This is a genomic window from Marinococcus tarijensis (assembly GCF_054971385.1).
On sequence record NZ_JBQOJA010000028.1, the window covers coordinates 14,571 to 39,204 of the forward strand.

Sequence of the window (24,634 nt, forward strand, 5' to 3'; positions counted from 1 at the left end):
GAGAAATAATTATGGGAAAATTAAACGGAAAAACAGCTATTATAACTGGTGCTGCGAACGGAATTGGAAAAGCTACAGCTGCGGTGTTTGCCGAAGAAGGAGCAGAAGTTATTTGCGCTGATGTGAATGAAAATGATTTGCTTGAGACTGTCTCCTCCATCAATAATAATAACGGCAGAGCTGCTTCTGTTAAGCTTGACGTTTCAAGCGAATCAAGTGTTCAGGAGTTTGCAGACCATATGAAAAGCACTTACGGCACTATCGATATTTTGTTTAACAACGCCGGGATTGATCAGGAGGGCGGCAAACTTCATGAGTACCCGGTCGAATTATTCGACCAGATTATGAGTGTTGATCTTCGTGGAACCTTTTTAGTGAGCAAATATTTAATCCCGTTAATGCTTGAAGACGGGGGCTCTATTATTAATGTCTCTTCTATGTCCGGGCTTGCTGCCGACCTGGACCGTTCAGGCTATAACGCTGCCAAAGGCGGTATCACAAACATGACAAAGGCAATAGCAATTGATTATGGCCGGAATAAAATCAGGGCAAACGCCCTCGCCCCCGGTACTATTGAAACTCCGTTGATTGATAATCTTGCCGGAAGCCAGGAGGAAGAAAGCGGCCGGCAGTTCCGCGAGGCCCAAAAATGGGTGACTCCAATGGGACGCCTTGGAGATCCAAGGGAAATGGCCACGGTAGCCCTTTTTCTTGCCTCGAACGACAGCTCCTTTGTTACCGGTGAAACTATTTTAGCCGACGGTGGGTTGATGGCCTACACCTGGCCGGGAAAAATGCTGTTTGAACAAGGATGGAAAGAAAGCACCGAATAATTCCTCATAACTAAGAGCCGTTTTACGTCTTCGGACATAAAACGGCTCTTACATTTTCTTGTTTAATCTATTTTTTATAAAGCTGTATGTGTTAGCTTTAAGCTTCATCGTACGTATATCGCACCACATATTTATTGGAGCGCAGCTTTCTTATTTCTACGAGCGGTCCCAGTTCGTATCCGTTGTGCCAGTTTTCTTCCAGCTTTGCTTTGAGACAGCCGGCCTGAAACTTTGAGTGGAAGGTCTTTTTCCAGTATATCCAACGTGGTTTGGTTTCCTGCACTAGAATTTCTACTCCTTTATCATATATTTAAGTTTGTTTTTTCTCTACATATTGTACTCCCAATTGCTTTATTTGTTAAGCATAATGAGTTATCCACACAAAAACCCCGCAGTCAAAAAACTGCGGGGTTTTATGATTTCTTTCAGCCAATCAACTCTTCATCTTCCCGGTGTTTAATCTGCCTGCTCGTGCGCTCTTCTTCCTTATCACGCATCCGGTGGGCAAGACGTGCTGAAGCACTCGAAGCGATGCTTGCAACCAGGTCATCTAAAAAGGTGTGCACTTTGTCTTCGCTCGTGTCCAATTCGTTAATGATACCGTCTTTGGCTTTATCCAAATAACCAAATGTAGTAACGGCTATACTTCCGAACCCAAATACCGAACCAAGCGCCACCGTTTCGTCAATACCAAAAAGGCCTTCATCCGTATCAACCAGCGACTGTAGTGGCTCGGACAGCTGATTATTTTCGGCCAGCTTGTCGATTTCCACGCCCACCAGGATAGCATGCTGAATTTCCCTTTTATACAGTACAGCATCCACGCTTTCCAGGCAGTCATCCATCGTCAGATTCGGTGCGTATTTGGCCTGCATATTATATACGATATCTGCAATGTCCTGAAGGGAAACTCCGCGCTCCTCGAGCATGTCCCTTGCTGCTTTTTCTACTTTTTCACTTGATACTTTTTCTTTAGTCATATTGCTGCCTCCTTTGTCGAGTGCAATCCGGAATACATAAAAGCCCTTAAAATTATGTTACAATAGCTATTGCAACAATAAGGGACTTCACTAATACTATTTCCCTATGAAAGGATTGTGAAACGTCATGGACGGTACCCAGCAGGATGTCACATTTCACAGCGAAATATTGGATCACTCTTTTGATTTACGTATCTACACCCCGGATGGATTCACTCCTATGTCTACATATCATTTAATCATCGCCCAGGACGGTAAGGATTACTTCCGGCTCGGCCATTTAGTCCGTTACGCCGAGCAGGCGATGGAGGAAGGAGCGCCCGACACGGTAATCGTAGGAGTGCCCTATCCTTCTGTGCGCCAGCGCAGACACTGGTACCACCCCGATGAAGAGGGCCATAATGATTACCTTCAATTTATGGCCTCAGAACTCCTTCCGTTCATGGAAAAAGAGTACCACGCTGAGCCTTCACCTGAAGCAAGGACGCTGCTTGGTGATTCACTTGGAGGCACAGTTTCTTTAATGGCTTCTCTCCGCTATCCTAACATTTTTCAACGGATTGTGATGCATTCACCGCTCGTTAACGAAACGGTATTCGATGCTTTGAAAAACTCAGAGGACTGGCCTTCCTTTACGATGTACCATACCATTGGGACTGAAGAACAGGAGGTAGACACGACGGCCGGCACGGTCGAAGATTTTCTGAAACCGAACCGTGATTTGTATGAATACCTTTCTGCCAAAGCATCCCATTATCATTACAAAGAGCTCGAGGGCGGGCATTTATGGAAGGTATGGGAGCAGGACGTGCTTCGTTCGCTTGCTTACATGTTTGATATCGAACTGGATTGAGAAAGGACTGCGTTTTATGATTGAAGTATATGAAGTAAGTAACAGACAGCAGCTCGAAGATGCCTTCCGGGTCCGTTTTGACGTTTTCGTCGAGGAACAGAATGTGCCCGAGGAAGAAGAAATTGATGAATTTGAAGAAGAAGCTGTCCATTTCGTCGTATACGACGGCGACCAGGCAATTGGAGCATCCCGGCTCCGGTTTGAAGAGGACTACGCTAAAGCGGAACGTGTATGTATTTATTCTTCCTTCCGTGGGACCGGAAGCGGCCGTCTGCTGATGCAGGCCATGGAATATAAAGCACTGGAAATGGAAAAGCCTGTCATGAAGCTCAATGCACAAAAATATGCTTCCGGATTTTATCAATCCCTCGGGTACGAAGTCACGTCCGGTGAGTTTATGGATACCGGCATCCCTCATGTGGAAATGAAAAAGTCGCTTAGCTGGTGAGCATCTCTGCTCACCTTTTTTTCGTTTTCGACTTTCGTACCTTCACTCTTTTTTCTCCCCGCTGCTTTCGTATCCATTTAATAAACCGCCAGATTTTTTCATCAGCCCGCAGCTGTTCAATAGTGTTCAGCCTTACGGCCAGCTCTTTGTTACTGTATAAAGCATGTATCTGCCGGTGACAGGCTTTACACAGCCAGGCAGTTGCCCCGTGTGTCCCTCCTTCATCCTTTGGCACCAGGTGGTGTACTGTGCGTTCGACTTCCTCCCGTCCGCAAAGCTCGCACGTTCCCACCGATTTTCCCTGTTTCAACCACTTCCCCTCCTTGTCCGTAATAAAAAGAGAACTGCCGGACGGCAGCTCCCTCAGGCAAGCGTATGAATGCGCCGCCCCTTTTTATTTTCTTCTTCTAAAATACGCTCATACCTTTTTTCGAGTGACCGATACGCTTGTTGCTGCTCACTCGAATATCGTTTCGGTTCTACGGGCTGCACCCGCTGAATGCGGCGTACTCCCGGCTTTACCGGCGGCTGCTGGCGGTTAGCATAATGAACAGCTGATGCGTTAATATATGGAACTACAAGTGCCATGTTCAGACCCTCCTCCACTGCTTACAATGATGGATTGAAGAAAAAATGATCACTAGTATTCTTTACCCTTTTTTCCATATATTAAGCACCGGAAACGGTTATTTAATCGTAATAATACCGTCTTCCTCTGCCCGGACAGTTTTTCCACTCTCTACACTGACAGTATATTCTTTATCCAGATTGGTGAACACTACCGGTGTCGTTGTAGAGGCTGCTTCCTGACGGATTTTCTCAAGGTCAGCTTTAACTAGTACATCTCCCTGCTTCACCCTATCGTTTTCTGTCACAAAGACTTCGAAGCCTTCCCCTTTCATATTAACCGTATCCAGTCCGATATGAATAAGAATCTCTGTGCCTTCATCGGTTTGCATCCCTACAGCGTGCTTCGTCGGGAACACTGTAGTAATAGTGCCGTCGGCAGGCGCATGAAAGATGCCTTCTTCCGGCACAATTGCAAATCCGTCTCCCATCATTTTTCCAGAAAACACTTCATCTTCCACTTCATCGATACGGAGCAGCCGTCCGGAAGCCGGACTTGTAATGGACATAGCCTGGATATCTTCAGCAGAAGCAGTGTTCATTGCAGTAGCAGCTGTTTCTTTTTCTGCAATCGGTTCAGGCGTTTTCCCTGCAATAACGTCCTGCATCTGGGACTTAATCGCATCTGATTTAGGACCAAAAATCGCCTGAACGTTATTGCCGACTTCCATTACGCCGGAAGCGCCCAGTGCTTTAAGCTGATCTTTATTCACTTTATCTTTTTCGTTGACTGTGATCCGGAGTCTTGTAATGCAGGCGTCCAGGTGTTTTAAATTTTCCTGCCCGCCAAACGCAGCGATGATTTCTCTTGGCAGTTCATCGTCAGAAGCTGCACCAGACATTCCAGTGGCTCCTTCTGTGGCTGCTTCACGTCCCGGAGTCATCAGGTTGAATTTTTGAATAGCAAACCGGAATCCAAAGTAGTAAATTAACGCAAAGCATAGTCCAACCGGAATAACGAGCCACCATTCTGTCCGGTTCGGTACAATCCCGAAGAGCAGAAAGTCGATAACCCCTCCGGAGAAGGTCATGCCAATTTTGACATCAAGCAGCTGCATAATCATAAAGGAAAACCCGGCAAAAATCGCATGAATCGCAAACAAAAGCGGTGCTACAAACAAGAAGCTGAATTCAAGCGGCTCAGTAATACCTGTCAGAAACGAAGTCAATGCCGCTGAACCCATGATACCTGCAACCATCTTTTTATTTTCCGGACGGGCGCAGTGGTAAATGGCGAGGGCCGCAGCCGGAAGACCAAACATCATGAACGGGAATTTTCCTGTCATGAACGTTCCGGCAGTAAAAGGCACCCCGTCCTTCATCTGTTCAAAGAAAATTCGCTGATCTCCGTTGATCGTATCTCCTGCATCGTTCACATAGCTTCCAAACTCAAACCAGAATGGTGAATAGAAAATATGGTGCAGACCGAAGGGTACGAGTGAACGTTCCATTACGCCGAAAATAAATGCTGAAAGCGTTTGGTTTGATTCTGTCACATAGAGGGACAGGGAATTCAATCCGCTTTGAATCGGAGGCCATGCCAGTGTCAAAGCAGCACCGATTATCAGACCGCCAACAGCAGTAGCAATAGGAACGAATCTTTTTCCTGCGAAAAATCCTAAGTAGGTTGGCAGATTAATATTATAAAAGCGCTGATACATCACTGCTCCTAATATACCGGCGATTATTCCTCCAAACACCCCTGTCTGAAGTGTGGGAATACCAAGCACTGACGCGTAGCCCGGCTCTTAAAGCATATCTGTATTAACATTTAATAACACGCTCATCGTAACGTTTATAATCATAAACCCGATCAGTGCCGCAAGAGCTGCAACTCCGTCTCCTGCAAGGCCAAGCGCTACACCGACTGCAAATAATACCGCTAAATTATCAAATACTACCCCACCGGCTTCCGACATCAGCTCGGCAATTAATTCTGCCGGAGCGGAAGTCAGAAATGGCAGCAGTTCGATCATTTGCTCTTCCTGCATAGCGGTACCGATAGCAAGAAGCAGACCGGCTGCTGGAAGAAGAGCAACCGGAAGCATCAGGGCGCGCCCGATACGTTGAAGTACTCCAAATGACTGTTTCCACATATGTATCTCTCCTAACTATTTTTTTGGAAGACTCATCACTGACCACAGGTCTCAGTGCACAAAAAAAGGCATGAGAGATACACTAATCGCGAGGTCACAAAGAGAAAAGAAGCTAATTCTTTCTCCCTTTGGTTTAAACGCGATCAGCATTCTCTCATGCCTGCTTTACCAGTAACACGGAACACTAGATCAATATTTTCGTTTCGATGAAAGCCTTTGCAGATGAATGGTTAAATAAACGGCTTCGCCTTCTGGTATCGTCGTCTGCAAAGCACGCTGCATCGTTCGTATGAGCTTCCAGGACAAATTATAGCAGAAGGGATACTCTGCCTGCAACATTTTTTTTAATGGCTCAGACGCCTCTTCGAACTCACCGTTTCTTACCCTTGCGACAGCCTGCTGCAGATGACGGAACAGCCGGCGGTGGTCTAAATCTTCCGGCGACAGCTGAATATCAAGAGCCCGCTCCACCATTACTGTCATATCTTTTACAAGCCGCGTATAAGCGTTCACCTGGTCAAGCGGTGTTCTCGTTACTGCCCCGTGCAGGTGCAGGGCAATAAACCCTTTTTCCTCTTCCGGAAGCCGCACCCCTGTCCATTGTTCAATTTCGTCAATGATCCATCCGGCCGCACGGTATTCTTTTTCATAAGCAAGCTGGGTTTCTTTTAAAAACGGATTGCTGATTGTGAGACCTTTTTTTGTTCTCTCAAGTGCAAAACTGAGGTGGTCCGTTAACGCCACATGAATGTGCTCTTCAAACGTTTCCGCCCACTCTGCTTCAAGCACCTGCAGAATTTCCGTAATACAGGCGATAAATGTCTCATCGATATGCTCGATTAACTGTCGGTACTGCGTCTGTTCATTTTCGTTTTTCAGTATGAAAAACTTTTCCGGCGCCCCGGCATCGATGAGGTCTCCCGGGCGCTTGGAAAAACCGATCCCCCGCCCGGTAAGAATAACTTCCCCGTAGTCCTCATGTTCTGCAATAACAACGTTATTGTTTAACCCTTTAATTACTTTCATCCTTTACCACCATGTTCCTGCTGATCTGATTTACATACCGTATGCGTGATAGCCTCCGTCGACATGGATAACTTCACCTGTAATTCCACTCGACATCCTGCTCATCAGAAAAGCAGTGGTGTCCCCAACCTCTTTTTGGGTAACCGTACGCCGCAGCGGCGCATGCTCCTCCATGGCCTTGATGGTGTCGTTAAAGCCGGAAACGCCTTTAGCTGCCAGCGTACGAATCGGGCCGGCCGAAATTGCATTGACTCTAATGTCGTCTGCACCCAGATCGTTCGCCAAATACCGGGTACTAGCCTCTAAAGAAGCTTTCGCTACGCCCATGACGTTATAATTGTTCACGATCCGCTCTGCGCCGAGGTAGCTCATCGTAACAAAAGAGCCTCCCTCTGTCATTAAATCAAACTCTTTTACAGCCTTTGCAACTGCAGTGAAGGAATACGCACTGATTTCCTGAGCGAGTAAAAATCCTTCACGCGTAGCATTTAAGTATTCACCCTCGAGCTCTTCTCTTTTCGCATACGCCAGGGAATGAACGACGCCGTGAATGGTCCCTGCTTCTTCTTTAATTTTTGCAAAGCATTCGCGGATCTGCTCATCGTTAGTGACGTCACACTGAACAACGAGTGGTTCTTTCTGATCCAGCGAATCCGCCAATTTTCTGACACTTTTTTCGGTGCGCTGCTGGCCGTATGTAAATACTAAATCAGCTCCTGCCTCTGCCAGGCTTTCCGCTGCTCCCCAGGCTATGCTTCTTTTATTGGCAACACCCATCACGACAAACGTTTTTCCTTCAAGTGATAATTGCATCGTTGTCTCTCCTTTAGATATGATTGTATCAATATCAAATAATTTCTTTACCTTTATATCATTGAACCGCCGGGCTGTCCAACAGCCGTTATATTTTTTCAGAAGGGAGAGGTCTGAGTGAACAGACACTTTGACTTTATTAGCGACATTCACGGCTGTGCGTACGAAATGACCGAAATGCTTTCAGTACTCGGCTATGATCATAATCAAAATTACATGCACCCCGGCGGTCGTCAGCTTGTCGTCGTTGGCGACATCACAGACCGCGGGCCAAATTCTATGGATGTCATCCGTATAACAGACCAAATGGTTAAAAGCGGAAACGCCCTGTATTTGCCCGGAAACCATTGTGACAAACTGTACCGCTGGTTTTTAGGGCGGCCGGTCCAGGTAGGTCACGGGCTTGAAAAAACCATTCAGGAGTGGGAAGCACTCCTCCCGGGTGAGCGGCAGGAGATAAAGCAGAAGTTTATGGACTTGTTTGAGCAGGCACCGCTGTACCAGCTGTTCGACAATGAAAACGTTCTTGCTTCCCATGGCGGTATGCAGGAGGATCTGATCGGCCGAACGGACCGCAGAACCCGGAGTGTAGTTTTATACGGACCGACAAAGCTAAACGCCAGTCGCGAGCCTGAGCGTATAGACTGGGCTCCCTCCTACCGCGGCAGGCCTTTCATCATTTACGGCCACACCCCTGTATGGAAAGCCAGACTCGTCGGCCGGACCTTAAATATTGATACAGGCTGTTCATTTGGAAACAAGCTTACCGCCTACCGTTACCCGGAACATGAATTCGTTGAGGTCCCTTCCACTCTGCCGCTGCAGCCGGATCACTTAAATACCTTCAGCCGATGAGAAGCCAGAAAATCATTAATATCTTCAGGGGGCGGAGCCGTAACGTTGACCATTGTTTCCTGTACCGGGTGAAAGAAATCCAGACGGCAGGCGTGCAGTGCCTGCCTGTTCAAGTATTCATTTTTATTTCCATACAGCGTATCACCGGCAAGTGGAAAGCCGGACACAGAAGCATGCACCCGGATCTGGTGCGTCCGGCCGGTTCCCAGCCCGAACTTTAAGACTGTGTGTTCAGGAAGTACTTCAATCACCTCTGCGGTAGTCACAGCTCTTTTACCGTCCGTTGCTGCCACCTGTTCCACCAGACTGTTCGTGCTCGGGCGGATCGGAACATCAATATACGTAAATTCCTGCGGCCATCTACCTTCGACGATCCCGATGTATTCTTTGGCTCCGGAATCCATATGTTTTTCCATTCGGGAGTGGGCATATGCATGACAGGCAAACGGCACGATGCCGCTCGTTCCGCGGTCGAGCCTTGAAACCGGATGAATGGCAGACTGTATGCCTTTGCTTCGCAGATAGCCGGCAAGTCTCCCTGCCAGTGATTCCTCCCCTGCTGCTCTACCGGGAAGCGTCGGCAGTCCCGCAGGCTTGTTGACGATGATTACGTCTTCATCCTCATACAACACCTCCAGCTGCTCCCGGGACTCTTTAAAATGAGCAGGAACAGTTCCTGACGGTATGCATATCTGCAGCTCGTCCCCGGCGTTTAACCGGTCGTTCCCCCGGCTTGCTTTCCCATTTATATACATAGGAAGTGTATCTATTTTTTTCCATACGCGCCGTGAGACATCTTTGTACTGGCTCAAAAACCTTTTTACCTCCAGGTTTTCTGCCCCAGCAGGCACGCTCCATGTAATCATCCGCATCCTTTTACTCCCCGATAAACGATTCCTTCACGCGCTTCCAGAAAGGAAACGGGCGGAAGCGGGCGAATCGTACTTTTTCCTCTGCCACCCGGTACTGAATGGACTCAATCCCCTGATCGACAAGAGTGATGTGATCAATAGTGATCTGCATATCCACATCGTTTACCGGGCGCAGAAGACAGGTATGGTGCTGCGGCAGAATTAACGGCGAGCCGATCGTCCGGTAAACCCGGTTATTAATGCTTGCCATTTCGGCTATTTGAATACTTGATAAGGAGGGGTGCAGAATCGCTCCCCCCAGGGATTTGTTATACGCCGTGCTTCCGGAGGGCGTGGAAATACATAAGCCGTCTCCGCGAAACGTTTCAAAATGCTCGCCTTTAATATCTACATTGCACACGAGGGAGCCCTCGAGCGTTTTTACCATACATTCATTTAAGGCTAAGTACCGTTCGAATCTCGTATGTTCATTGTAACGGACAATCACCTCAAGCAGCGGGTACTCCACCACCTGAAACGGCGTTTTTGCAAGGTGAATCACCAGCTTCTCCACTTCTTCAGGCTGCCAGTCTGCATAAAAACCGAGGTGGCCGGTATGTATACCTACAAAGCAGACATCTTCAAGTGATTCATAATAATGATGGAACGCCTGCAGCAGTGTGCCGTCGCCCCCTACAGTAATAACAATATCCGGATGAATTTCGTCATGAATCAGACCGAATTCGTTCAGGTACGAAAGCACTTTGTCCCTGATTTCATTGGAGGTGTCATCTCCCCGGGACGTAACATTATATCGCATATTTTCATCGGTGGACGGGATACTCATGTATTTGGACCCTCACTTTCCCTGTTTTGCATATAGATACGCTGTGCTTCCCGTACCTCGCCTTTAATTTTGGACATTTCTTCATCGAGCTGAAACGCAGCTTCGGCAGCCCGCTGCAGCCGGTGTTTTATATCTTCCGGAATTTCACCGCTGTACTTGTAGTTTAAAGAATGTTCAATAGTAGCCCAGAAATTCATCGCCATTGTCCGCACCTGAATCTCTGTGAGAACGTCTTTGCGGCCGTCAATCGTATGCACAGGATAGGAAACAACCATATGAAAAGATCGGTAGCCGCTCTCTTTTTTTTCCTTAATGTAATCCCGTTCCTCCAAAACCTCAAAATCCTGTCTTGTGCGCATCAGCTCCACAATGGTATCAATGTCGCCGACAAATTGGCAGACGATACGAATACCGGCAATGTCCTGCATTTTCGTGTCAATTTCATCAAGCGGAATATCTTTGCGCTGGGCTTTATCAAGAATGCTCGTTACCGGCTTGACCCTCCCGGTAACAAACTCAATCGGAGTGTGCTGTGAAGACATCTGGTACTGTTCTCTTAATCCTTTTAATTTCACCTTTATTTCCTCCACCGCCTGCATGTATGGTGAAAGAAATGTCTGCCAGTTACTCATGGTTTACCACCACTCATTTACATTATTATGAGGTTATACGTTGAATGCTTCTTCAAATGCAGATACCATTTCAGTACCGTAATTCCCGTTTCCGGGCACATTATCCATTAAATAATCAATTTCTTCGTGAAAGTTTTCTAAATGCAGGGCACTTCCGCTTTTTACATAGACATGCTTTTCGTTATCGTAAGCCTTTTTCAAAAGGGGCCATACTCTTTTTGGAATACGGAGCTGCACAAATTCGTCTTCCATATCCAGTACATAAACGAGCGTGAGCGCATCGGAATCTGCGAGCATCTGTCCACCGTCGCTTAATTTCTTCCATTCTTTTTCCGGCCACTCTTCCACCGGATACATCATTAATGATTCATTGTCTTCTTCGTAATGATTTACAGTCAATATATGCTGCATGTCATAATTCCTCCAAAACAGGGCAAGTATACGTTTCTTATCTGTATCTAATTTTATCATAACTTATGTAAACAGACAGAGCGCAAACCATATGATAAGATAATGCATAGCGTTTTTCCAGTAATTCGGTATTAGAAAGGATGATTCGCCGTGGCGAAAGAACAGGAAATTGAAGCGAAGAACCTTTTGACGGAGCAGGAGTTTGCCTCTCTTACAGCTGACTTCGCTATTCAGGAAAGTGATTTTTCCTCCCAGAAAAATACATATTTCGATACTGACAGCTTCGATCTGCGTTCCCGTAAGTCCGCTTTACGTATACGCGAACGGGGCGACTCATATACCCTGACATTGAAAGAACCGGCTCCGGAAGGACTCACTGAATGGAATCAGACGGTCACAGCACAGGAGGCTCAGGAGGCTATCACAGCCGGAACGCTGCCTGCCGGTGACGTTTCCGGACGTCTTCAGGCACTGATTGGTTCCGCGCGCGTTGAAAATATAGGCACACTGACCACCTACCGGGCCTCCCAGACCTTTCGTTCAGGAGAAATCTTTTTTGACCGGAGTCATTATTTAGGGATTACGGATTATGAGCTCGAAATAGAAGGACCGAGTGAAAATGATGTTTATGCCTGGATGAATGAGCTGGCAGACAGACATCGATTTCCTCTCCGCAGCACACCGAACAAAATTGAACGACTTTTTCAACGCAGTCAACAGCAGGATAAAAAACAGTAACATACGCACATTGTTCTTCATTTGAAATACTGGTATATTTTTCTTATCTGAATTTTATTAGTGGGGTGAATTTTTTTGACGATTTCTTCCTCTCTTTTCCCATCTTCAACCAATGCAGCTGCCGGAAGCAGCCAGCCGTCCATTCCTTCGCAGACAGCTTCTGCCGCCGGGCGTTTCGGTTCTTTTTTATACGATTCCCTGAAATCAACCCAGGCTATCATGTCCGAACAGAGCGGCAGCGGCTTTAGTCCGGTCTCTTCTTCGTTGTTCTTAAACCCGGTGAGCGCAAGCAGCTATTTCAGTAATTTGGATGACGAAGCATCCAGTAATGCGGCTGAGCCCGCCGCCAAAAAAGCAGTGAAGGAAACGGCTGCTGCCTCTGAAAATCCTTCTTCATCCAAACAGGCTTCAGGTTCGGGTGTTGTGCAGACGATTGAGCGTTTATCGGAAAAATACGGGGTGGACAGTAAACTTGTCCGCGCACTGGTAAAGCAGGAATCCGGCTTTAATCCAAACGCTAAAAGCCATGCGGGCGCCATGGGGCTGATGCAGCTGATGCCGGGCACTGCTTCTATGCTGAAGGTAAAAGACCCGATGGACCCTGAACAAAACCTTGACGGAGGTATCCGCTATTTAAGAGACATGCTCGATAAATATAACGGCAACAAAACGCTTGCCCTTGCCGCTTATAACGCCGGCCCGGGTAATGTCGATAAATATGATGGCATTCCACCGTTTAAAGAAACCCAAAAATACGTTCCAAATGTGCTCGCCAACTATCAGGATCTTGTATAACCTGAAAAAACAATCCCGTCTTCGGGGTTGTTTTTTTGCCCGGGCAGCCATTTGTCATTCAAAATATTTGCGGTTACCGGGCCTCATTGCTAGAATAAAAACTGAAATATAATAATTGCGTTTTGCGCTATTGCTCTGTCTTTGTAAGCATAAACGTTAAAACGTTGTTCCGGAGGTTTACAATGACAGGTTTTAAATCCAGCTTTGATAAGCTTGGCGAAGAAAAACTTTCTGAACTTATTGATACGTTTTACAGGAAGGTTGGCGATCATCCGGATCTGGCTCCTATTTTTCCGGAAGACCTTACAGAAACTGCCCGTAAACAAAAGCAGTTTATGACACAATTTTTAGGTGGTCCGCCTTTATATACAGAAGAGCATGGTCATCCACGTCTGCGGGCCCGCCATCTCCCGTTTCCAATTACGGAAACACGAGCGAAAGCCTGGCTGTTATGCATGGATGAAGCGATGGAAGAAATAAATATGGAAAACGATATTAGACAGGAAATGTTTCAGCGGCTTGTGGTGACAGCACAGCACATGATAAATACTACCGAAGAAAATTCATAACGAAAGGAGCGTGAACTGGTCATGGGCAACGAGCATTTTTCTTTTTGTGATGACAGTTCCGGTTCCTGCAGTCTGCCGCAGTCTACCGACACACATTTATCGAAAAAGCCGCTTGAATTATATATTTTTATGGATCCATTATGCCCGGAGTGCTGGGCATTTGAACCCGTATTAAAAAAGCTGCTCATTGAATACGGCCACTATTTCACGCCAAAGCTTCTGCTCACTTCAAACATTGAATGCTGGAGTGAAGAGAGACAGAAGCCAGTGAAAGAAGAAATGAAAAAAGAAATGGCTCTGTTTTATGAGGAAGTAGCCACCCGGACCGGCATGCCGGCAGATGGAAGCGTGTGGCTGAAGCATTCTGCTCCGTCTGCCTACATTCCTGCACTAGCCATGAAAGCAGCGGAAATGCAGGGAAAACAGCTGGCTTCGGTTTTTTTTCGGAATATCAGAGAGAATTTATTTCTGCACGGCCGGGACATCTCCACGGAACAAACGCTTGTCCAGATCGCGGAAGCGACCGGACTGGACATTGAAGAATTTCAGCGCGATATACATTCTGCCTGTACACGGAAAGCCCTGAATTGTGATATCAGGACCTCCCGCGAGATGGAGGTCGATCAGGCACCAACATTCGTTTTCTTTAACGATCATGTTGAGGATGGAGGACTGAAGGTTTCCGGGCTATATCCCTACCAGGTCTACGAAGAAATCCTTTCCGACATGCTAGGACATGTGCCGGAGCCTTCTAACTCATTAACGCTTGAAAAGTTTCTCACCCGCTATCCGCGAATTACGACGAAAGAGGTTTCTGTTGTATTCGACTGGAGTGAAAAAGAGGCTGAAAAGCAGCTGAAGCAGCTTCTGCTGATGAGAAAGATGAAGCATGTACCACTAAAGAACGGGGCCTACTGGGAGTATGTGCCTTCCTTTACCTGAAAAAATAAAAATCCGCGAAGATGTAGAGCATCTCCGCGGATTTTTTTATGGAAGCAGCAATTCTTCCAGTTCATTCAAGGTATCTTCAAAGGATTTCATTGCCAGTTCAATCGGCTTGGAGGTAGTCATATCGACCCCTGCTTTTTTAAGAACTTCGATCGGATAATCCGAACTGCCGGATTTCAAAAACTGCAGGTAGCGTTCCACCGCAGGCTCCCCTTCCTCTGTAATCTGTTGGGACAAAGCAGCAGCAGCGCTGTAGCCGGTGGCATACTGATATACATAAAAGTTCATATAAAAGTGAGGGATTCTTGCCCATTCCAGCGCAATATCATCATCGAGTGTCATATGCGGTCCGAAATACTGTTCATTCAGCTCATAATAAAGAGCATTCAGTAGATCCGGAGTCAGTGCTTCCCCTGCTTCTGCCTTTTCATGAATTAACTGCTCAAACTCAGCAAACATTGTCTGACGGAAAACCGTGCCCCGGAAGCCTTCGAGGTACTGATTCAATAAATACGCTTTTTCTGTTTTGTTTGTCGTTTTTGCCAGTAAATGACGGGTAAGCAGTGCTTCATTGACAGTAGAAGCCACCTCCGCCACGAAGATGGTGTAATCAGCATAAGGGTACGGCTGATTTTGATGAGTCAGATAGCTGTGCATTGAATGTCCGAGTTCATGGGCCAGCGTATATACATTATTTATGCTGTCCTGCCAGTTCATTAAAATATATGGCATTGTCCCATATGCCCCGGAGGAATAGGCTCCACTCCGTTTTCCAACGTTTTCATAAACGTCCACCCACCCTTTTTCAAATCCGCCGGCAATCGTTTCTGTGTATTCTTTCCCCAGCGGCTGCAGGGCTTCGAGAACGGTTTCTTTTGCTTCTTCATACGTCATTTTCATATCAATATCTTTAACAAGCGGTGTATACAGATCATAGTTATGAATCTCATCGAGTTCAAGTACCTGCTTACGCAGCTTTACGTAACGGTGAAGCAGCGGAAGATAATCATGAACGGTCGAAACAAGCTGGTCATAAACTTTTTCCGGAATATGATTATTGCTTAACGCAGCTTCTCTGGCTGAACGGTACTTACGAATACTTGCATTAAATGTATTCTTTTTCACCTGTCCGCCAAGCGTGCTTGAAATGGTATTTTTAAACCTGTTGTATGTGCTGTAGACAGCCTTAAAAGCTTCTTCCCGCACACGACGGTTGTCGCTTTCCAAAAAGTTCAGCAGGCGCCCGTGGGTCACCTGGGCGTCATTTCCATTCTCATCCTTTATGGACGGAAACTCCAGATCTGCATTATTGAGCATGCCAAAAGTATTTCCCGGCACAGCCATCACTTCAGAAGCCTGGGCAAGCAGTGCTTCTTCTGATTCTGTGAGCACATGCGGACGTTCTTTGTTGATGGCGTCGAGTGCATGTTCGTATAACCGGAGCTCCGGCTCTTCCTCATAAAATGCTTTAATTGTTTTTTCAGGAATGGTCAGGATTTCAGGAACGAGAAAAGCCGTTGCCTGCCCGAGCTGGCTGGCCAGTCTCCTTGCACGGTCCTCCATTCCCTGATACAGCGATTCGTTTGTATTCTGATCATAACGCATATGCGCATAAACAAATAAACGGCTGAACCGCTCTGTAATTTTATCCTGCTGCTGCAGGGCTTCATACAGCATATGTCCCGAATCTCCGAGGCGTCCTTTATATGACTCGATTGCCGGAATCATGCTTTGAATGTGTTTGAATTCTTCTTCCCATTCTTCATTGCTTGAAAAAATATCCTCTAAATTCCATTTATACTGTTCACTGATTTCTTCGCGTTTTGGCAGTTGTTCTACAGCAGATGAACTCAATGGAACGCACCTCCCTTTATCTTTCTCTCCTATTGTATCGAACTATTTCCAGTTGTTCCAATGAATCGTTTTTCTGCTTCAAGCTTTTTGATATAAGCCGTAAATATTCCAGCGATGCTTTGATCCTGTGACCATCCCGTTTCCGCCGATGCTTCAGGCAGCAGATCTTTCTTCAAATGCCAGTGCCCGTGATGAAAATAAACCGTCTTCCGGACCTTCAGCCACTGCAAAAAATGCCAGACCGCCTGACGCAGGTAAACCTCTGCACGCAGACCAGAACGTATTAACGGAGCAAGCAGTGGATCTTTCTGTACTAAAATTAAAATATTGTTTAATGTATCACTTTTTTGGTGGATAATCCGGTAAAACAGCAGGGTCTGCCACACGAGCGGCGGTCCTCGGAAAACGTAACAATACGGCGTCGGCCAGCCCAGGTCCGCAGGATGCATACTAATGTGAGAAAGGTGCCGGGTATATATTTCTAGACTCTCCCAATACTTTTCGCACCCGGAAAATTGATAAGGCGAAAAGCGCCAACTGTTTTTGTGCGCCTGTATTTTATCAATAAAGCTGAATGACAGCTGTGCAGGAGCGAAAAAATACTCCAACTTTATGTCGGCCACCGGAAATCTTAAGGCATGGGCTACGATGCGCTTGGGCGAAGCTTCAAATAATGGCTGCACGATTAAGAGCTCCCGGGAAGATGGCATCAGCACAGGCACCGCATTAAAATAACCGGAAAATATGGAAGACCATACCGCTTCATTCCAAAACCAGCGCCCAGCTTTTTTTCGTTGCACTAATTTCGGAGCAAAAAACCAAAGTGGAAGGATCCCTTTTTCTGTATATGCTCGGCTTCTCGTCAAAAGCTGCGGTGAATCAATCGCACTCCTTTGTATCTCCAGAGCTACGTTCCGCCCTGTCCACTGAACGAATACGTCTGCCCTTCTTCCTTCCTCAGGTAACTGCTTCTCAATAACGGGAGAAAGATTCTGTTTTTTAAGCCAGTTAGCGAGCAGAGCTTTCCCTTCAGTATGCTCTTCAGATTCTCCACCAAGCAGTCGGCAGTCTGTACGCCGGGAATGAACAAAATGAGGACGGGTATTTGATTTGTTACGCAGATGCACTTCGTGCCCGCAGTCCGGGCAATAGTACGGGGGATAAATAGTGGGATCCAGGCTTGAAACTGCCCGGCCGTTCGCAATGAGGGCATTAAACATGAGTATCAGCCTTTCCAGGGGGGTGTAATACGGGGATTTTTTATAAAATAAAAAGGCCAGCGTCACACGCCAGCCTTTTAGAGATACACACACTTATGAGAAGTTTTCATTGAAGGTTTGAAGACCATATTCAGATGCAATTGTCGTACCATACTCACGTATACGGAAAATGGACAGGTCAGATTCATTTCCGTACTCCAGCACATGACTTACCATATTGTCCTGTTCATCCTCTGTATAACGCTGATCAAATACTAAATAAAGATAATACCGATTTTCAAAGAAGTATACTTCGTTGTGGACATCCGATACATGGAAGGCCTTACTCAGACTGATTAAGTCTTCCATATCCTGGAAGGAAATAACAATTTCCAGATCTTCAGACTCAAGTGAGCCATTTCTGTCTGATTTGGACGAACGGTATTGTTCATCAAGCATATCCACAATGTTATCGTCCACCGGAGGTTCCTCTTTGTTTTCTGATACCGGAATTTCCAGCTTCACATTTCCATCGGTAACCTGTCCTCTGGTAACTACGATTTCCATGCCCTGATCGAGTGCCTGTACCTGAATCCATAAAGGCCCTTCTATTTCAAAGTTTTCTAAGTCGTGAGCTTCGTTGATCATATCAAAGAATAATTCTTCTCCACGTTCACGGTTATACCAAATCTCATCCCGGTCGAAACCACGGTCTTCGATATCCGTGTACGTAATGTAAAACTTCACTGTCGACTCGTTGATTCTTTCGATTTCCACTATTTTTCTCCCTCCTCAAGCTAGGGTCGGTCTTCTACTTACTATGAAATACTATACCCTAACAATAACATATAGTAATCCTTTTAATCATAGCACCGTACAGGACCCTTTGTGAGTTGTGCTCATCCCAGGATGCAACGTTCGTTGAGGGAGCGGAGCATCAATAATTTAACACTGGTTTGGTTTTATATTTTCAGATAAAATCACACTCATGTCAAGGAAAGAAACTCATTTTAGCAAAACAAAGCGTAATTATAAAAAGAAGAAAAATCCCGACCGGCGCCGAAATTTTTCTTTCTTTTTAGTTTACCATTTTTTGCGCTTCCATCAAGTTAAAAGTACGAACTTTTCTTGGGAGGAAACGACGAATTTCAGCTTCATTGTAGCCTACCTGTAAACGTTTATCATCATAAATGATCGGCCGTCTTAATAGACCGGGATGTTCGCTGATTAATTGGAACAGGCGCTGCAGTGGAAGGTTTTCCATTTCCACGTCTAATTCCTGAAACACTTTCGAACGACGGGAAACGATTTCATCAGTGCCGTCCTCCGTCAGACGCACAATCTCTTTTACTTCATCCACTGTTAATGGCTCCGCAAAAATGTTTCTTTCATTATAAGCAATCTCATGTTCGTCCAGCCATGCTTTCGCTTTCCGACAGGATGTACAACTTGGAGATGTAAGCAATGTCACCATGTTAACAGATCTCTCCTTCCCCAACTATGGGAGTAAAATGGGCGAAAACAACGTATAATATTCTCTGCTTTTTAGTCACAAGATTATTATACAATAATTATTCTAATTTGAAAAGAGGTTTTAACTGGTTTGTGAATGGTTATACTTTTAGACTTTAATTCAACAATACTTTATTTATACCTCTTCATCATGGTTTTAAAACTTTCTAAGCGCACAATTTGTTAACGTTTTGTGACAATTCATTTAAACTGTTCACTTTTTACTTTAAATGAACGATTCTCAATTACCTGCTTTGTTTTTCAACAACTCATTTAATTGTTTCCGCCCTTATTATGTATACGTTAGAAAATGGCTGGAGGTTCACCCTCCAGCCAAATTTCTTTAATTTTTTTCGTTATTGTACTGCATATAAACAACGTGGGTGGCTAAAAAGTCTTCCACTCCGTGCTTGCCGTCGGCGCCGCCAAGTCCGGATTTCCGGAAGCCGGCGTGATAGCCCTGCACAGCTTCGAAATTTTCCCGGTTAACGTACGTTTCGCCAAAGCGCAGTTCGTTTACTACTCTCATAATTTCGTTCATATCTTCACTGTAAACGGAGGAAGAAAGACCAAATACGGTATCATTGCCTTTTTCTATTGCTTCATCAAGCGTTTGGAACGTATCAATAGGAATAACCGGACCAAATATTTCTTCCTGCATAATTTCCATCTCATGCTGGGCGTTGCTGATTACTGTCGGTTTGTAAAAATAACCTTTATTTTGATCGCCGGGTTCACCGCCAGCCACTACTTTCGCTCCGTCTTTTTTAGCGTTTTCCACCATCGCATGCACTTCATCGAGGCGGTCCTTGCTTACAAGAGGGCCAACGTCAGCATTTTTGGATGCGCGTGGATCACCCATTGTTTTTTGCTCAAATGCTTCCTGCAGACGCTTGGTGAATTCTTCAGCGATACTTTCATGCACATACACCCGCTCTGCGTTCGTGCAGGCCTGGCCATTATTGGCAAGTCTGGAGGTTGTAATATGCTTCACTGCAGTATCAATATCTGCGTTCGCCGTTACAATAGCCGGTGCTTTTCCGCCGAGTTCGAGATTAACTTTTGTAATGTTCTGCGCCGCAGCTTCCATTACTTTTGTTCCCGCGGTTACACTTCCAGTCATTGTTACCATATCTACATCTTCATGCGAAGCCAGAGCGTTTCCTATTTCTGAGCCTGTACCTGTAATCAGGTTATAAACCCCTTTTGGTACTTCATCCATTTCATCGATAAGCTTTGTGAATTCAACAGCTGTATTTGGTGTCTGCTGGCTTGGCTTCAGCACAATCGTACAGCCAGTAACAAGCGCTGTTGCTACTTTTCTGGCCAGAATAAACACAGGAAAATTCCACGGCACAATACCGCCGACAACGCCTATAGGTTTTTTATAAATGAAGATATTTTCATTTTCCCGGTCACTTGGCAGGATTTCTCCTTCAATTCTTCTTGCCCATTCGGACATATAGCGGAAATAGTCAATGGCAAGATCCACTTCACCGCTTGCCAGTCCGTAATCTTTGCCCTGCTCCTCCTGAAGAAGATCAATAAACCGGTCTCTATTTTCTTCTATTTTGTCTCCCAGAGCACGCACAATTTTTCCGCGTTCGATATTTGGTGTCAGCTCCCACCCTTTTTGAGCAGCAGATGCGGCTGCAACAGCTTTATCCACATCCTCTTTTGTCGCTTTTACCGTTCGGGAAATAGTTTCTTCTGTAGCCGGATTTTCAATTTCAATATATTCATCACTAGAAGCGTTTACGTATTCTCCGTTAATATACAATTGATGTGTCTGCATCAGGAACCCTCCAATTTTTCATTATAGGTAAGAGTGTTCCACCGCAGCCGGACTCTTAAACCTTCCAGCACAAAAAAGCGCAGCCCGTCTGAGCTGCGCATGCACTGTATTAAGCGGTGTGTCTTGAAGGAGTCGGAACGCCCTTTTCGGGCGATTTTTCTTTATTCAGGCCCTTGAGGTTCTTTTTAAGCATATCCCGGAGTACTTCTCTTTTCATTTTCCTGCGTTTTTTTGCAACTGCATTTTTCATAACCTCTTCGCCCTCCTTTCTAAGCGTTCTTCAATTCGTCTTTGTCATCATACGTAAGAACTTCCGTAACATCCTGATAGGCTTTTCCGTATATCTCTTCATCCTTATACGTATGAATATTTTTGTACGTATGCTTCATTTTTTCATAAATAACTTCTTCCGACGCATCGTCCGGCGACCAATATAAAATTTCGAGCGTATTCACTTCATTGGTTGCCAGGGAAATTCTGCTGTAGCCGATGGATTTTGCCTGACGAAAGCCGGCTCTTTCATAAAAACGGAACCGTTTTGTCGTATCGCTCTCTTCATAATCGAGAGGCTCCACTTCCAGAATAATCGGTTTATTCTTACTTTTCAGGCTCTCAAGTAATTTCTGACCGAGTCCTTCCCCTCTTGCTTCTTTCGATACTAACAAATAATCGATAAAAACAAATTCTTCTGTCTCCACATACATCATAACATGAAGAGGTCCTTCATCTTTATGGTAAATATCACCTTTTTCATCCAGCAGCACTTCCATGTGTTTTTTCGATTTCATTTCTTCAACTGGAAAGTATTGGCTCAATTTTTCGTACCAGTTTAGTTTAGACATAATGACCCCCAAATTTGTGTTACATATATTATAACGCGAAAGTCTTTATATAGTAAGTGCCTTCAGTACTTATTTAAGACGCTTAAGCGCGCTCTTTGCGGCATATTGACCTTACGGCGGGACGTGGCTGCATTTGCTCTTTCTCAGCTTTGCATACAGCAAAAAGGAGCGGTTTTTGACTCCCGCCCCTTTGATTCTGCTTTTTACGGCGTATAATCTGTACCTTTGGAATAAGAGTTCTGGGCATCCCACAGCAGGTACTCTTCAATGCCGTTATCCTGAAGCGCCTGAATCTGCGCCTCCACTTCTGTGCTTCCGTACTGCAGATAATTACCGCTTCCTAAATAGCTTGCTGTAAAGTCCTGAATCCAGGGCCGGGTTGTCGGCTGTTCATCAAGATCCGATAAAATCTTTGTCTCTGCCTTCGCATAGGCGTCGATAACCTCGTACGGCTTTGTATCCGGCTTGTCGATATTAAAATAACCGCTTCCCCAATGGCTTGGGTAAATCATAGAGCTGATGACATCTACATTTTCAGAGATTAACCGAAAGTCCTGGCCAATGCCCGGCGCCCTTTCCTGAGTGGCAGAATAGCCGAAGATATCCGCTGATACATTTACATTGTATTTTGTTTGAAGCGTCTCTTCAGAATAAGCAACGAAATCCGTAACAGCATCTACTCGTTCCTGTACGTTATCATCACCGCTGTCATAGTCTCCTGTAGAATAAGTGAGCTGATCATCTCTCGTTTCAAATCCTTCAGGAAACCGGATATAATCGAACTGAATGTCCTGGAAGCCGAGCCTGGCTGCTTCTTCCGCTATTTGAAGATTATAATCCCATACCTCTTCCATGAATGGATTTGTAAACATATGACCGTTTCCATTCGACCATGTATTCCCGTCACTTGTCTGGTAGGAGTATTCCAGATGCTTTTCCGCGAGTACATTGTCTTTAAAAGTTGTAATTCGGGCGATCGGGTATATATCGTGTTCTTCCAATTTTTTCATCAGAGCTTCGGGATCCTTGATCATATTTTTTTCTATATCGGGAAGGTCCGAGCCTTCGGGCACACTGAACGTTAAGTTCCCGTGATCATCTTTAATATCTATTACCATGGCGTTCAATTCCGTCGAGTCAATGAGGTCAATTAATTTATCCATTCTGTCGCCCCCGGCCGAGTGGCCGGTAACATATATCCCTTTGACCCCTTCCTCCGGATAGCTGAAATTAAGACCAGAATCATATGTAAAGCGCGGCATGCTGCCTGCAAGCGTTAATGTATGTCCACCAGTCGTCATTGATGCCAGATCGTTCCCGTCTCCTTCTTCCGCGTTTGCTTCCGCTGCAGTTAATCCCGAGGTAACAGCCAATGCAGCAGTTAAGGCCCAAATACCCAACTTTTTTTTCATATTGTCCCTGCCTTCATTATTTTTTGTGAAAATTCACTCTAATAGTCACTATTTAATGGAATATTTTTCTTAGTTTGATTATACGTTTAAATACACATATTACCAACCATCTTTTTTATTCTCTTAAGTTGCAGGTTTGAAAACAAATGTTGGTCATAGAAGTAAATATTGGAAATTATATCCAATATCATCCGCCCGATGATTTTGTGGGTCAGGCCACGCGGTAGGCGTCATACACGCTTTCCAGGGTCGCGCCCGCCCGGGCGCGCTGGTAAATATCCGCAATCTCCCGCCGACGGTGATCCTGGTGACTGGCATGAAAAGCTTCGCTGATGGTGCCCACAAAGGCCCAAGCCAGCAGCAGCCAGGCGGTTTGGAGGAGAAGCAGGTAGCGTCGGATGGCCGGGGCGCTCCGCAACCGGTACCCGCCCATCGAGAGCTTGCCCTTGGCTTCCTGGAAAAAGGTTTCAATCGCCCACCGGTGCTGATACCAGGATAAGACGTCCTCCGCGGTCATCGAGGGGTCGGTGGAAAAGAAAAACCGGTACGCTTCGTGGGAAGCAGAAGCCCGAGAGCCAACGATCACGCCCGAGAGGCCGCTTTTCAACCGGCCCTGAAACCGGACCATTTCATAGGTGGTGGCCTGAACGGTCACAAGGTCCGGATCTTCCACCTGCCGGGCCCGTTGGGCCCAGTCTCTGGCTGGTAACGGCATAGGGGCCGTATGGAGCACGCGATTGCTTTTGAGGGCACCGATAAAGTGCCAGCCCCGGTCCCGGACGGTACGGATCAGTTTTTCCGATGCGTACCAGCTGTCGGCCAGGACATAGACGGGACGATCGCCTACGTCGATGGTGCGAAGCTGCTGAAGAGCCAGATCGATTTTACTGGGCCCGTGTTCTTTGTCATATCGTTCGATATGATAGGGATACAGGCGCTTGTTCGTGCCTGCCATGATGGTGAGCCATTGATGCCCGTAAACAGTCGTGCCGGTCTGATGATCAAAATGGTATCCGCCGTCGTCGATCGGGTGATGCGCCTGTGACGAAGGCTTCGATTTGGGAACGACGGTATCATCAATGGCGATCAGCACCGGGTTGGCGGAGGAAGCCTTCCGCCGGATATGCTGCAGCACCGAGCGCTGGAGCTTGCGCTCCAGGGCATGGTCATCCACCCGGGATGTGCGAAAAAACCGGGTCACCGACGAATGGTGAGCGTGATGATTGGCGGCTTCCTGAAGGGCCTTCACGCTCCCGTTGCGATGCTCCCGGGTCCAGCCTTCCAGCAGCTGTTGCATATGCCGGGCAGCTGGGGCGGACATAAAGAACCGGAGGTTCCATTTATCAAAGGCGTTGGCGATGCAGGAGGAATATGATACGGTAGACATGAGGCAGAATCCTTTCTCGATGGTGTTTTGGTCGATGTCATCGTACCTTATCAACGGAGGTTCTGTCTCTTTTTTATTTGTTATGGAAATAATTGTTAATAAACCCGCAACATAAAAGTTTTATTTTTTCACTATTTTTTATTAATTAATATTTATATTCAAAATGATTATTGAGAGAGCGTAAAATATTTTGTGTAAACGAGCGAAGACGAAAAAAGGAAGTCCTTTTCTCGAAGAATGAAGTTAGCCGACCACATTCACAGAAAAGAGGACTTCCCTATGAATGATTTTACTACAGATATTGCTCACGC

The 24,634-nt window shown here is 46.0% G+C and carries 27 protein-coding genes and 1 pseudogene; 8 read left to right on the plus strand and 20 right to left on the minus strand.

Going from position 1 to position 24,634, the window contains the following annotated elements; translation table 11 throughout:
- Nucleotides 1–11 precede the first annotated feature (11 nt).
- Nucleotides 12–833, plus strand: a complete 822-nt coding sequence (locus ACTTK7_RS13860; protein ID WP_462868681.1) for an SDR family oxidoreductase — start codon at nt 12–14, stop codon at nt 831–833.
- A 97-nt stretch (nt 834–930) separates the two neighbouring features.
- Here the strand turns inward: ACTTK7_RS13860 and ACTTK7_RS13865 are convergent, their stop codons facing one another.
- Both ACTTK7_RS13865 and ACTTK7_RS13870 read right to left on the minus strand, forming a co-directional pair.
- Nucleotides 931–1,116: a hypothetical protein gene (locus tag ACTTK7_RS13865; RefSeq protein WP_022795241.1), complete on the minus strand. Its 186-nt coding sequence runs from the start codon at nt 1,114–1,116 to the stop codon at nt 931–933.
- A 142-nt stretch (nt 1,117–1,258) separates the two neighbouring features.
- Complete coding sequence (locus ACTTK7_RS13870; protein WP_022795240.1) at nt 1,259–1,813, minus strand: phosphatidylglycerophosphatase A family protein; 555 nt, start codon at nt 1,811–1,813, stop codon at nt 1,259–1,261.
- A gap of 127 nt (nt 1,814–1,940) precedes the next feature.
- On the opposite strand from ACTTK7_RS13870, the gene ACTTK7_RS13875 reads away from it, so the two are divergent.
- Nucleotides 1,941–2,666, plus strand: a complete 726-nt coding sequence (locus ACTTK7_RS13875) for an alpha/beta hydrolase (protein ID WP_462868682.1) — start codon at nt 1,941–1,943, stop codon at nt 2,664–2,666.
- Between the two features lie 16 nt (nt 2,667–2,682).
- Nucleotides 2,683–3,114, plus strand: a complete 432-nt coding sequence (locus ACTTK7_RS13880; RefSeq protein WP_462868683.1) for a GNAT family N-acetyltransferase — start codon at nt 2,683–2,685, stop codon at nt 3,112–3,114.
- Nucleotides 3,115–3,124: 10 nt separating this feature from the next.
- Here the strand turns inward: ACTTK7_RS13880 and ACTTK7_RS13885 are convergent, their stop codons facing one another.
- The 5 genes and pseudogenes from ACTTK7_RS13885 to fabI all read right to left on the minus strand — a co-directional run bounded on the left by ACTTK7_RS13885 (nt 3,125) and on the right by fabI (nt 7,676).
- Entirely contained in the window at nt 3,125–3,424 is a 300-nt protein-coding gene (locus tag ACTTK7_RS13885) for an HNH endonuclease (RefSeq protein WP_462868684.1), read from the minus strand.
- Between the two features lie 53 nt (nt 3,425–3,477).
- A complete protein-coding gene (locus ACTTK7_RS13890) occupies nt 3,478–3,702 on the minus strand; it encodes a hypothetical protein (protein WP_462868685.1) in 225 nt (74 codons plus the stop codon).
- Between the two features lie 98 nt (nt 3,703–3,800).
- Nucleotides 3,801–5,837: pseudogene (ptsG, locus tag ACTTK7_RS13895) on the minus strand (glucose-specific PTS transporter subunit IIBC).
- Nucleotides 5,838–6,026: 189 nt separating this feature from the next.
- Nucleotides 6,027–6,863 (minus strand): glucose PTS transporter transcription antiterminator GlcT, encoded by an 837-nt coding sequence (gene glcT, locus ACTTK7_RS13900; protein ID WP_462868686.1) that lies wholly within the window; start codon nt 6,861–6,863, stop codon nt 6,027–6,029.
- Nucleotides 6,864–6,893: 30 nt separating this feature from the next.
- Nucleotides 6,894–7,676: an enoyl-ACP reductase FabI gene (gene fabI / locus ACTTK7_RS13905; protein WP_462868687.1), complete on the minus strand. Its 783-nt coding sequence runs from the start codon at nt 7,674–7,676 to the stop codon at nt 6,894–6,896.
- A 117-nt stretch (nt 7,677–7,793) separates the two neighbouring features.
- Between fabI and prpE the strand changes: the two genes are divergently transcribed.
- Complete coding sequence (gene prpE / locus ACTTK7_RS13910; RefSeq protein ID WP_462868688.1) at nt 7,794–8,531, plus strand: bis(5'-nucleosyl)-tetraphosphatase PrpE; 738 nt, start codon at nt 7,794–7,796, stop codon at nt 8,529–8,531.
- Here prpE and ACTTK7_RS13915 read toward each other — a convergent pair.
- Genes ACTTK7_RS13915 through ACTTK7_RS13930 form a run of 4 tightly spaced genes read right to left on the minus strand, consistent with a single transcriptional unit; the run spans nt 8,507 to nt 11,272 of the window.
- Entirely contained in the window at nt 8,507–9,403 is an 897-nt protein-coding gene (locus ACTTK7_RS13915; RefSeq protein WP_462868689.1) for an RluA family pseudouridine synthase, read from the minus strand. The two genes, prpE and ACTTK7_RS13915, sit on opposite strands and share 25 nt — an antisense overlap.
- A gap of 4 nt (nt 9,404–9,407) precedes the next feature.
- Nucleotides 9,408–10,202 (minus strand): NAD kinase, encoded by a 795-nt coding sequence (locus tag ACTTK7_RS13920; RefSeq protein WP_298784479.1) that lies wholly within the window; start codon nt 10,200–10,202, stop codon nt 9,408–9,410.
- Nucleotides 10,203–10,225: 23 nt separating this feature from the next.
- Nucleotides 10,226–10,861, minus strand: coding sequence for a GTP pyrophosphokinase (locus tag ACTTK7_RS13925; protein ID WP_322526407.1), 636 nt, complete (start codon nt 10,859–10,861; stop codon nt 10,226–10,228).
- 33 nt (nt 10,862–10,894) lie between these two features.
- Nucleotides 10,895–11,272 carry a UPF0738 family protein gene (locus ACTTK7_RS13930; protein WP_462868690.1) on the minus strand — a complete coding sequence of 126 codons (378 nt, stop codon included), beginning with the start codon at nt 11,270–11,272 and terminating at the stop codon, nt 10,895–10,897.
- A gap of 150 nt (nt 11,273–11,422) precedes the next feature.
- Here ACTTK7_RS13930 and ACTTK7_RS13935 point away from each other — a divergent pair, with 150 nt between their 5' ends.
- The 4 genes from ACTTK7_RS13935 (at nt 11,423) to ACTTK7_RS13950 (ending at nt 14,316) form a co-directional block, all read left to right on the plus strand.
- Nucleotides 11,423–12,010 carry a CYTH domain-containing protein gene (locus ACTTK7_RS13935; protein ID WP_462868691.1) on the plus strand — a complete coding sequence of 196 codons (588 nt, stop codon included), beginning with the start codon at nt 11,423–11,425 and terminating at the stop codon, nt 12,008–12,010.
- A gap of 75 nt (nt 12,011–12,085) precedes the next feature.
- Entirely contained in the window at nt 12,086–12,805 is a 720-nt protein-coding gene (locus ACTTK7_RS13940) for a transglycosylase SLT domain-containing protein (RefSeq protein WP_462868692.1), read from the plus strand.
- Nucleotides 12,806–12,987: 182 nt separating this feature from the next.
- A complete protein-coding gene (locus tag ACTTK7_RS13945; protein ID WP_462868693.1) occupies nt 12,988–13,374 on the plus strand; it encodes a globin domain-containing protein in 387 nt (128 codons plus the stop codon).
- 21 nt (nt 13,375–13,395) lie between these two features.
- Nucleotides 13,396–14,316: a ClpXP adapter SpxH family protein gene (locus tag ACTTK7_RS13950; protein ID WP_462868695.1), complete on the plus strand. Its 921-nt coding sequence runs from the start codon at nt 13,396–13,398 to the stop codon at nt 14,314–14,316.
- Nucleotides 14,317–14,361: 45 nt separating this feature from the next.
- On the opposite strand, the gene pepF is transcribed toward ACTTK7_RS13950, so the two are convergent.
- The 9 genes from pepF to ACTTK7_RS13995 all read right to left on the minus strand — a co-directional run bounded on the left by pepF (nt 14,362) and on the right by ACTTK7_RS13995 (nt 24,323).
- A complete protein-coding gene (gene pepF, locus ACTTK7_RS13955) occupies nt 14,362–16,176 on the minus strand; it encodes an oligoendopeptidase F (protein WP_462868696.1) in 1,815 nt (604 codons plus the stop codon).
- Between the two features lie 29 nt (nt 16,177–16,205).
- A complete protein-coding gene (locus ACTTK7_RS13960; RefSeq protein WP_462868697.1) occupies nt 16,206–17,396 on the minus strand; it encodes a competence protein CoiA in 1,191 nt (396 codons plus the stop codon).
- A gap of 93 nt (nt 17,397–17,489) precedes the next feature.
- Nucleotides 17,490–18,152: an adaptor protein MecA gene (mecA, locus tag ACTTK7_RS13965; protein ID WP_322526415.1), complete on the minus strand. Its 663-nt coding sequence runs from the start codon at nt 18,150–18,152 to the stop codon at nt 17,490–17,492.
- A gap of 301 nt (nt 18,153–18,453) precedes the next feature.
- A complete protein-coding gene (gene spxA / locus ACTTK7_RS13970) occupies nt 18,454–18,849 on the minus strand; it encodes a transcriptional regulator SpxA (protein WP_022795164.1) in 396 nt (131 codons plus the stop codon).
- A gap of 381 nt (nt 18,850–19,230) precedes the next feature.
- Entirely contained in the window at nt 19,231–20,682 is a 1,452-nt protein-coding gene (gene aldA / locus ACTTK7_RS13975) for an aldehyde dehydrogenase (protein ID WP_462868698.1), read from the minus strand.
- A gap of 109 nt (nt 20,683–20,791) precedes the next feature.
- Complete coding sequence (locus ACTTK7_RS13980) at nt 20,792–20,932, minus strand: hypothetical protein (protein ID WP_022795166.1); 141 nt, start codon at nt 20,930–20,932, stop codon at nt 20,792–20,794.
- Nucleotides 20,933–20,951: 19 nt separating this feature from the next.
- Nucleotides 20,952–21,524 (minus strand): GNAT family N-acetyltransferase, encoded by a 573-nt coding sequence (locus ACTTK7_RS13985; protein WP_462868699.1) that lies wholly within the window; start codon nt 21,522–21,524, stop codon nt 20,952–20,954.
- A 203-nt stretch (nt 21,525–21,727) separates the two neighbouring features.
- A complete protein-coding gene (locus ACTTK7_RS13990; protein ID WP_462868700.1) occupies nt 21,728–22,936 on the minus strand; it encodes a putative glycoside hydrolase in 1,209 nt (402 codons plus the stop codon).
- 211 nt (nt 22,937–23,147) lie between these two features.
- A complete protein-coding gene (locus ACTTK7_RS13995; RefSeq protein ID WP_462868702.1) occupies nt 23,148–24,323 on the minus strand; it encodes an IS701 family transposase in 1,176 nt (391 codons plus the stop codon).
- Nucleotides 24,324–24,634 lie beyond the last annotated feature (311 nt).

What these genes read in the sequence shown, in the direction of transcription:
- ACTTK7_RS13860 (WP_462868681.1), top strand. Translation starts at nt 12, where the DNA reads ATGGGAAAATTAAACGGAAAAACAGCTATTATAACTGGTGCTGCGAAC.
- ACTTK7_RS13870 (WP_022795240.1), bottom strand. Translation starts at nt 1,813, where the DNA reads ATGACTAAAGAAAAAGTATCAAGTGAAAAAGTAGAAAAAGCAGCAAGG.
- ACTTK7_RS13875 (WP_462868682.1), top strand. Translation starts at nt 1,941, where the DNA reads ATGGACGGTACCCAGCAGGATGTCACATTTCACAGCGAAATATTGGAT.
- ACTTK7_RS13880 (WP_462868683.1), top strand. Translation starts at nt 2,683, where the DNA reads ATGATTGAAGTATATGAAGTAAGTAACAGACAGCAGCTCGAAGATGCC.
- ACTTK7_RS13890 (WP_462868685.1), bottom strand. Translation starts at nt 3,702, where the DNA reads ATGGCACTTGTAGTTCCATATATTAACGCATCAGCTGTTCATTATGCT.
- glcT (WP_462868686.1), bottom strand. Translation starts at nt 6,863, where the DNA reads ATGAAAGTAATTAAAGGGTTAAACAATAACGTTGTTATTGCAGAACAT.
- fabI (WP_462868687.1), bottom strand. Translation starts at nt 7,676, where the DNA reads ATGCAATTATCACTTGAAGGAAAAACGTTTGTCGTGATGGGTGTTGCC.
- ACTTK7_RS13915 (WP_462868689.1), bottom strand. Translation starts at nt 9,403, where the DNA reads ATGCGGATGATTACATGGAGCGTGCCTGCTGGGGCAGAAAACCTGGAG.
- ACTTK7_RS13920 (WP_298784479.1), bottom strand. Translation starts at nt 10,202, where the DNA reads ATGCGATATAATGTTACGTCCCGGGGAGATGACACCTCCAATGAAATC.
- ACTTK7_RS13925 (WP_322526407.1), bottom strand. Translation starts at nt 10,861, where the DNA reads ATGAGTAACTGGCAGACATTTCTTTCACCATACATGCAGGCGGTGGAG.
- ACTTK7_RS13930 (WP_462868690.1), bottom strand. Translation starts at nt 11,272, where the DNA reads ATGCAGCATATATTGACTGTAAATCATTACGAAGAAGACAATGAATCA.
- ACTTK7_RS13945 (WP_462868693.1), top strand. Translation starts at nt 12,988, where the DNA reads ATGACAGGTTTTAAATCCAGCTTTGATAAGCTTGGCGAAGAAAAACTT.
- ACTTK7_RS13950 (WP_462868695.1), top strand. Translation starts at nt 13,396, where the DNA reads ATGGGCAACGAGCATTTTTCTTTTTGTGATGACAGTTCCGGTTCCTGC.
- ACTTK7_RS13960 (WP_462868697.1), bottom strand. Translation starts at nt 17,396, where the DNA reads ATGTTTAATGCCCTCATTGCGAACGGCCGGGCAGTTTCAAGCCTGGAT.
- spxA (WP_022795164.1), bottom strand. Translation starts at nt 18,849, where the DNA reads ATGGTGACATTGCTTACATCTCCAAGTTGTACATCCTGTCGGAAAGCG.
- aldA (WP_462868698.1), bottom strand. Translation starts at nt 20,682, where the DNA reads ATGCAGACACATCAATTGTATATTAACGGAGAATACGTAAACGCTTCT.
- ACTTK7_RS13980 (WP_022795166.1), bottom strand. Translation starts at nt 20,932, where the DNA reads ATGAAAAATGCAGTTGCAAAAAAACGCAGGAAAATGAAAAGAGAAGTA.
- ACTTK7_RS13985 (WP_462868699.1), bottom strand. Translation starts at nt 21,524, where the DNA reads ATGTCTAAACTAAACTGGTACGAAAAATTGAGCCAATACTTTCCAGTT.
- ACTTK7_RS13990 (WP_462868700.1), bottom strand. Translation starts at nt 22,936, where the DNA reads ATGAAAAAAAAGTTGGGTATTTGGGCCTTAACTGCTGCATTGGCTGTT.
- ACTTK7_RS13995 (WP_462868702.1), bottom strand. Translation starts at nt 24,323, where the DNA reads ATGTCTACCGTATCATATTCCTCCTGCATCGCCAACGCCTTTGATAAA.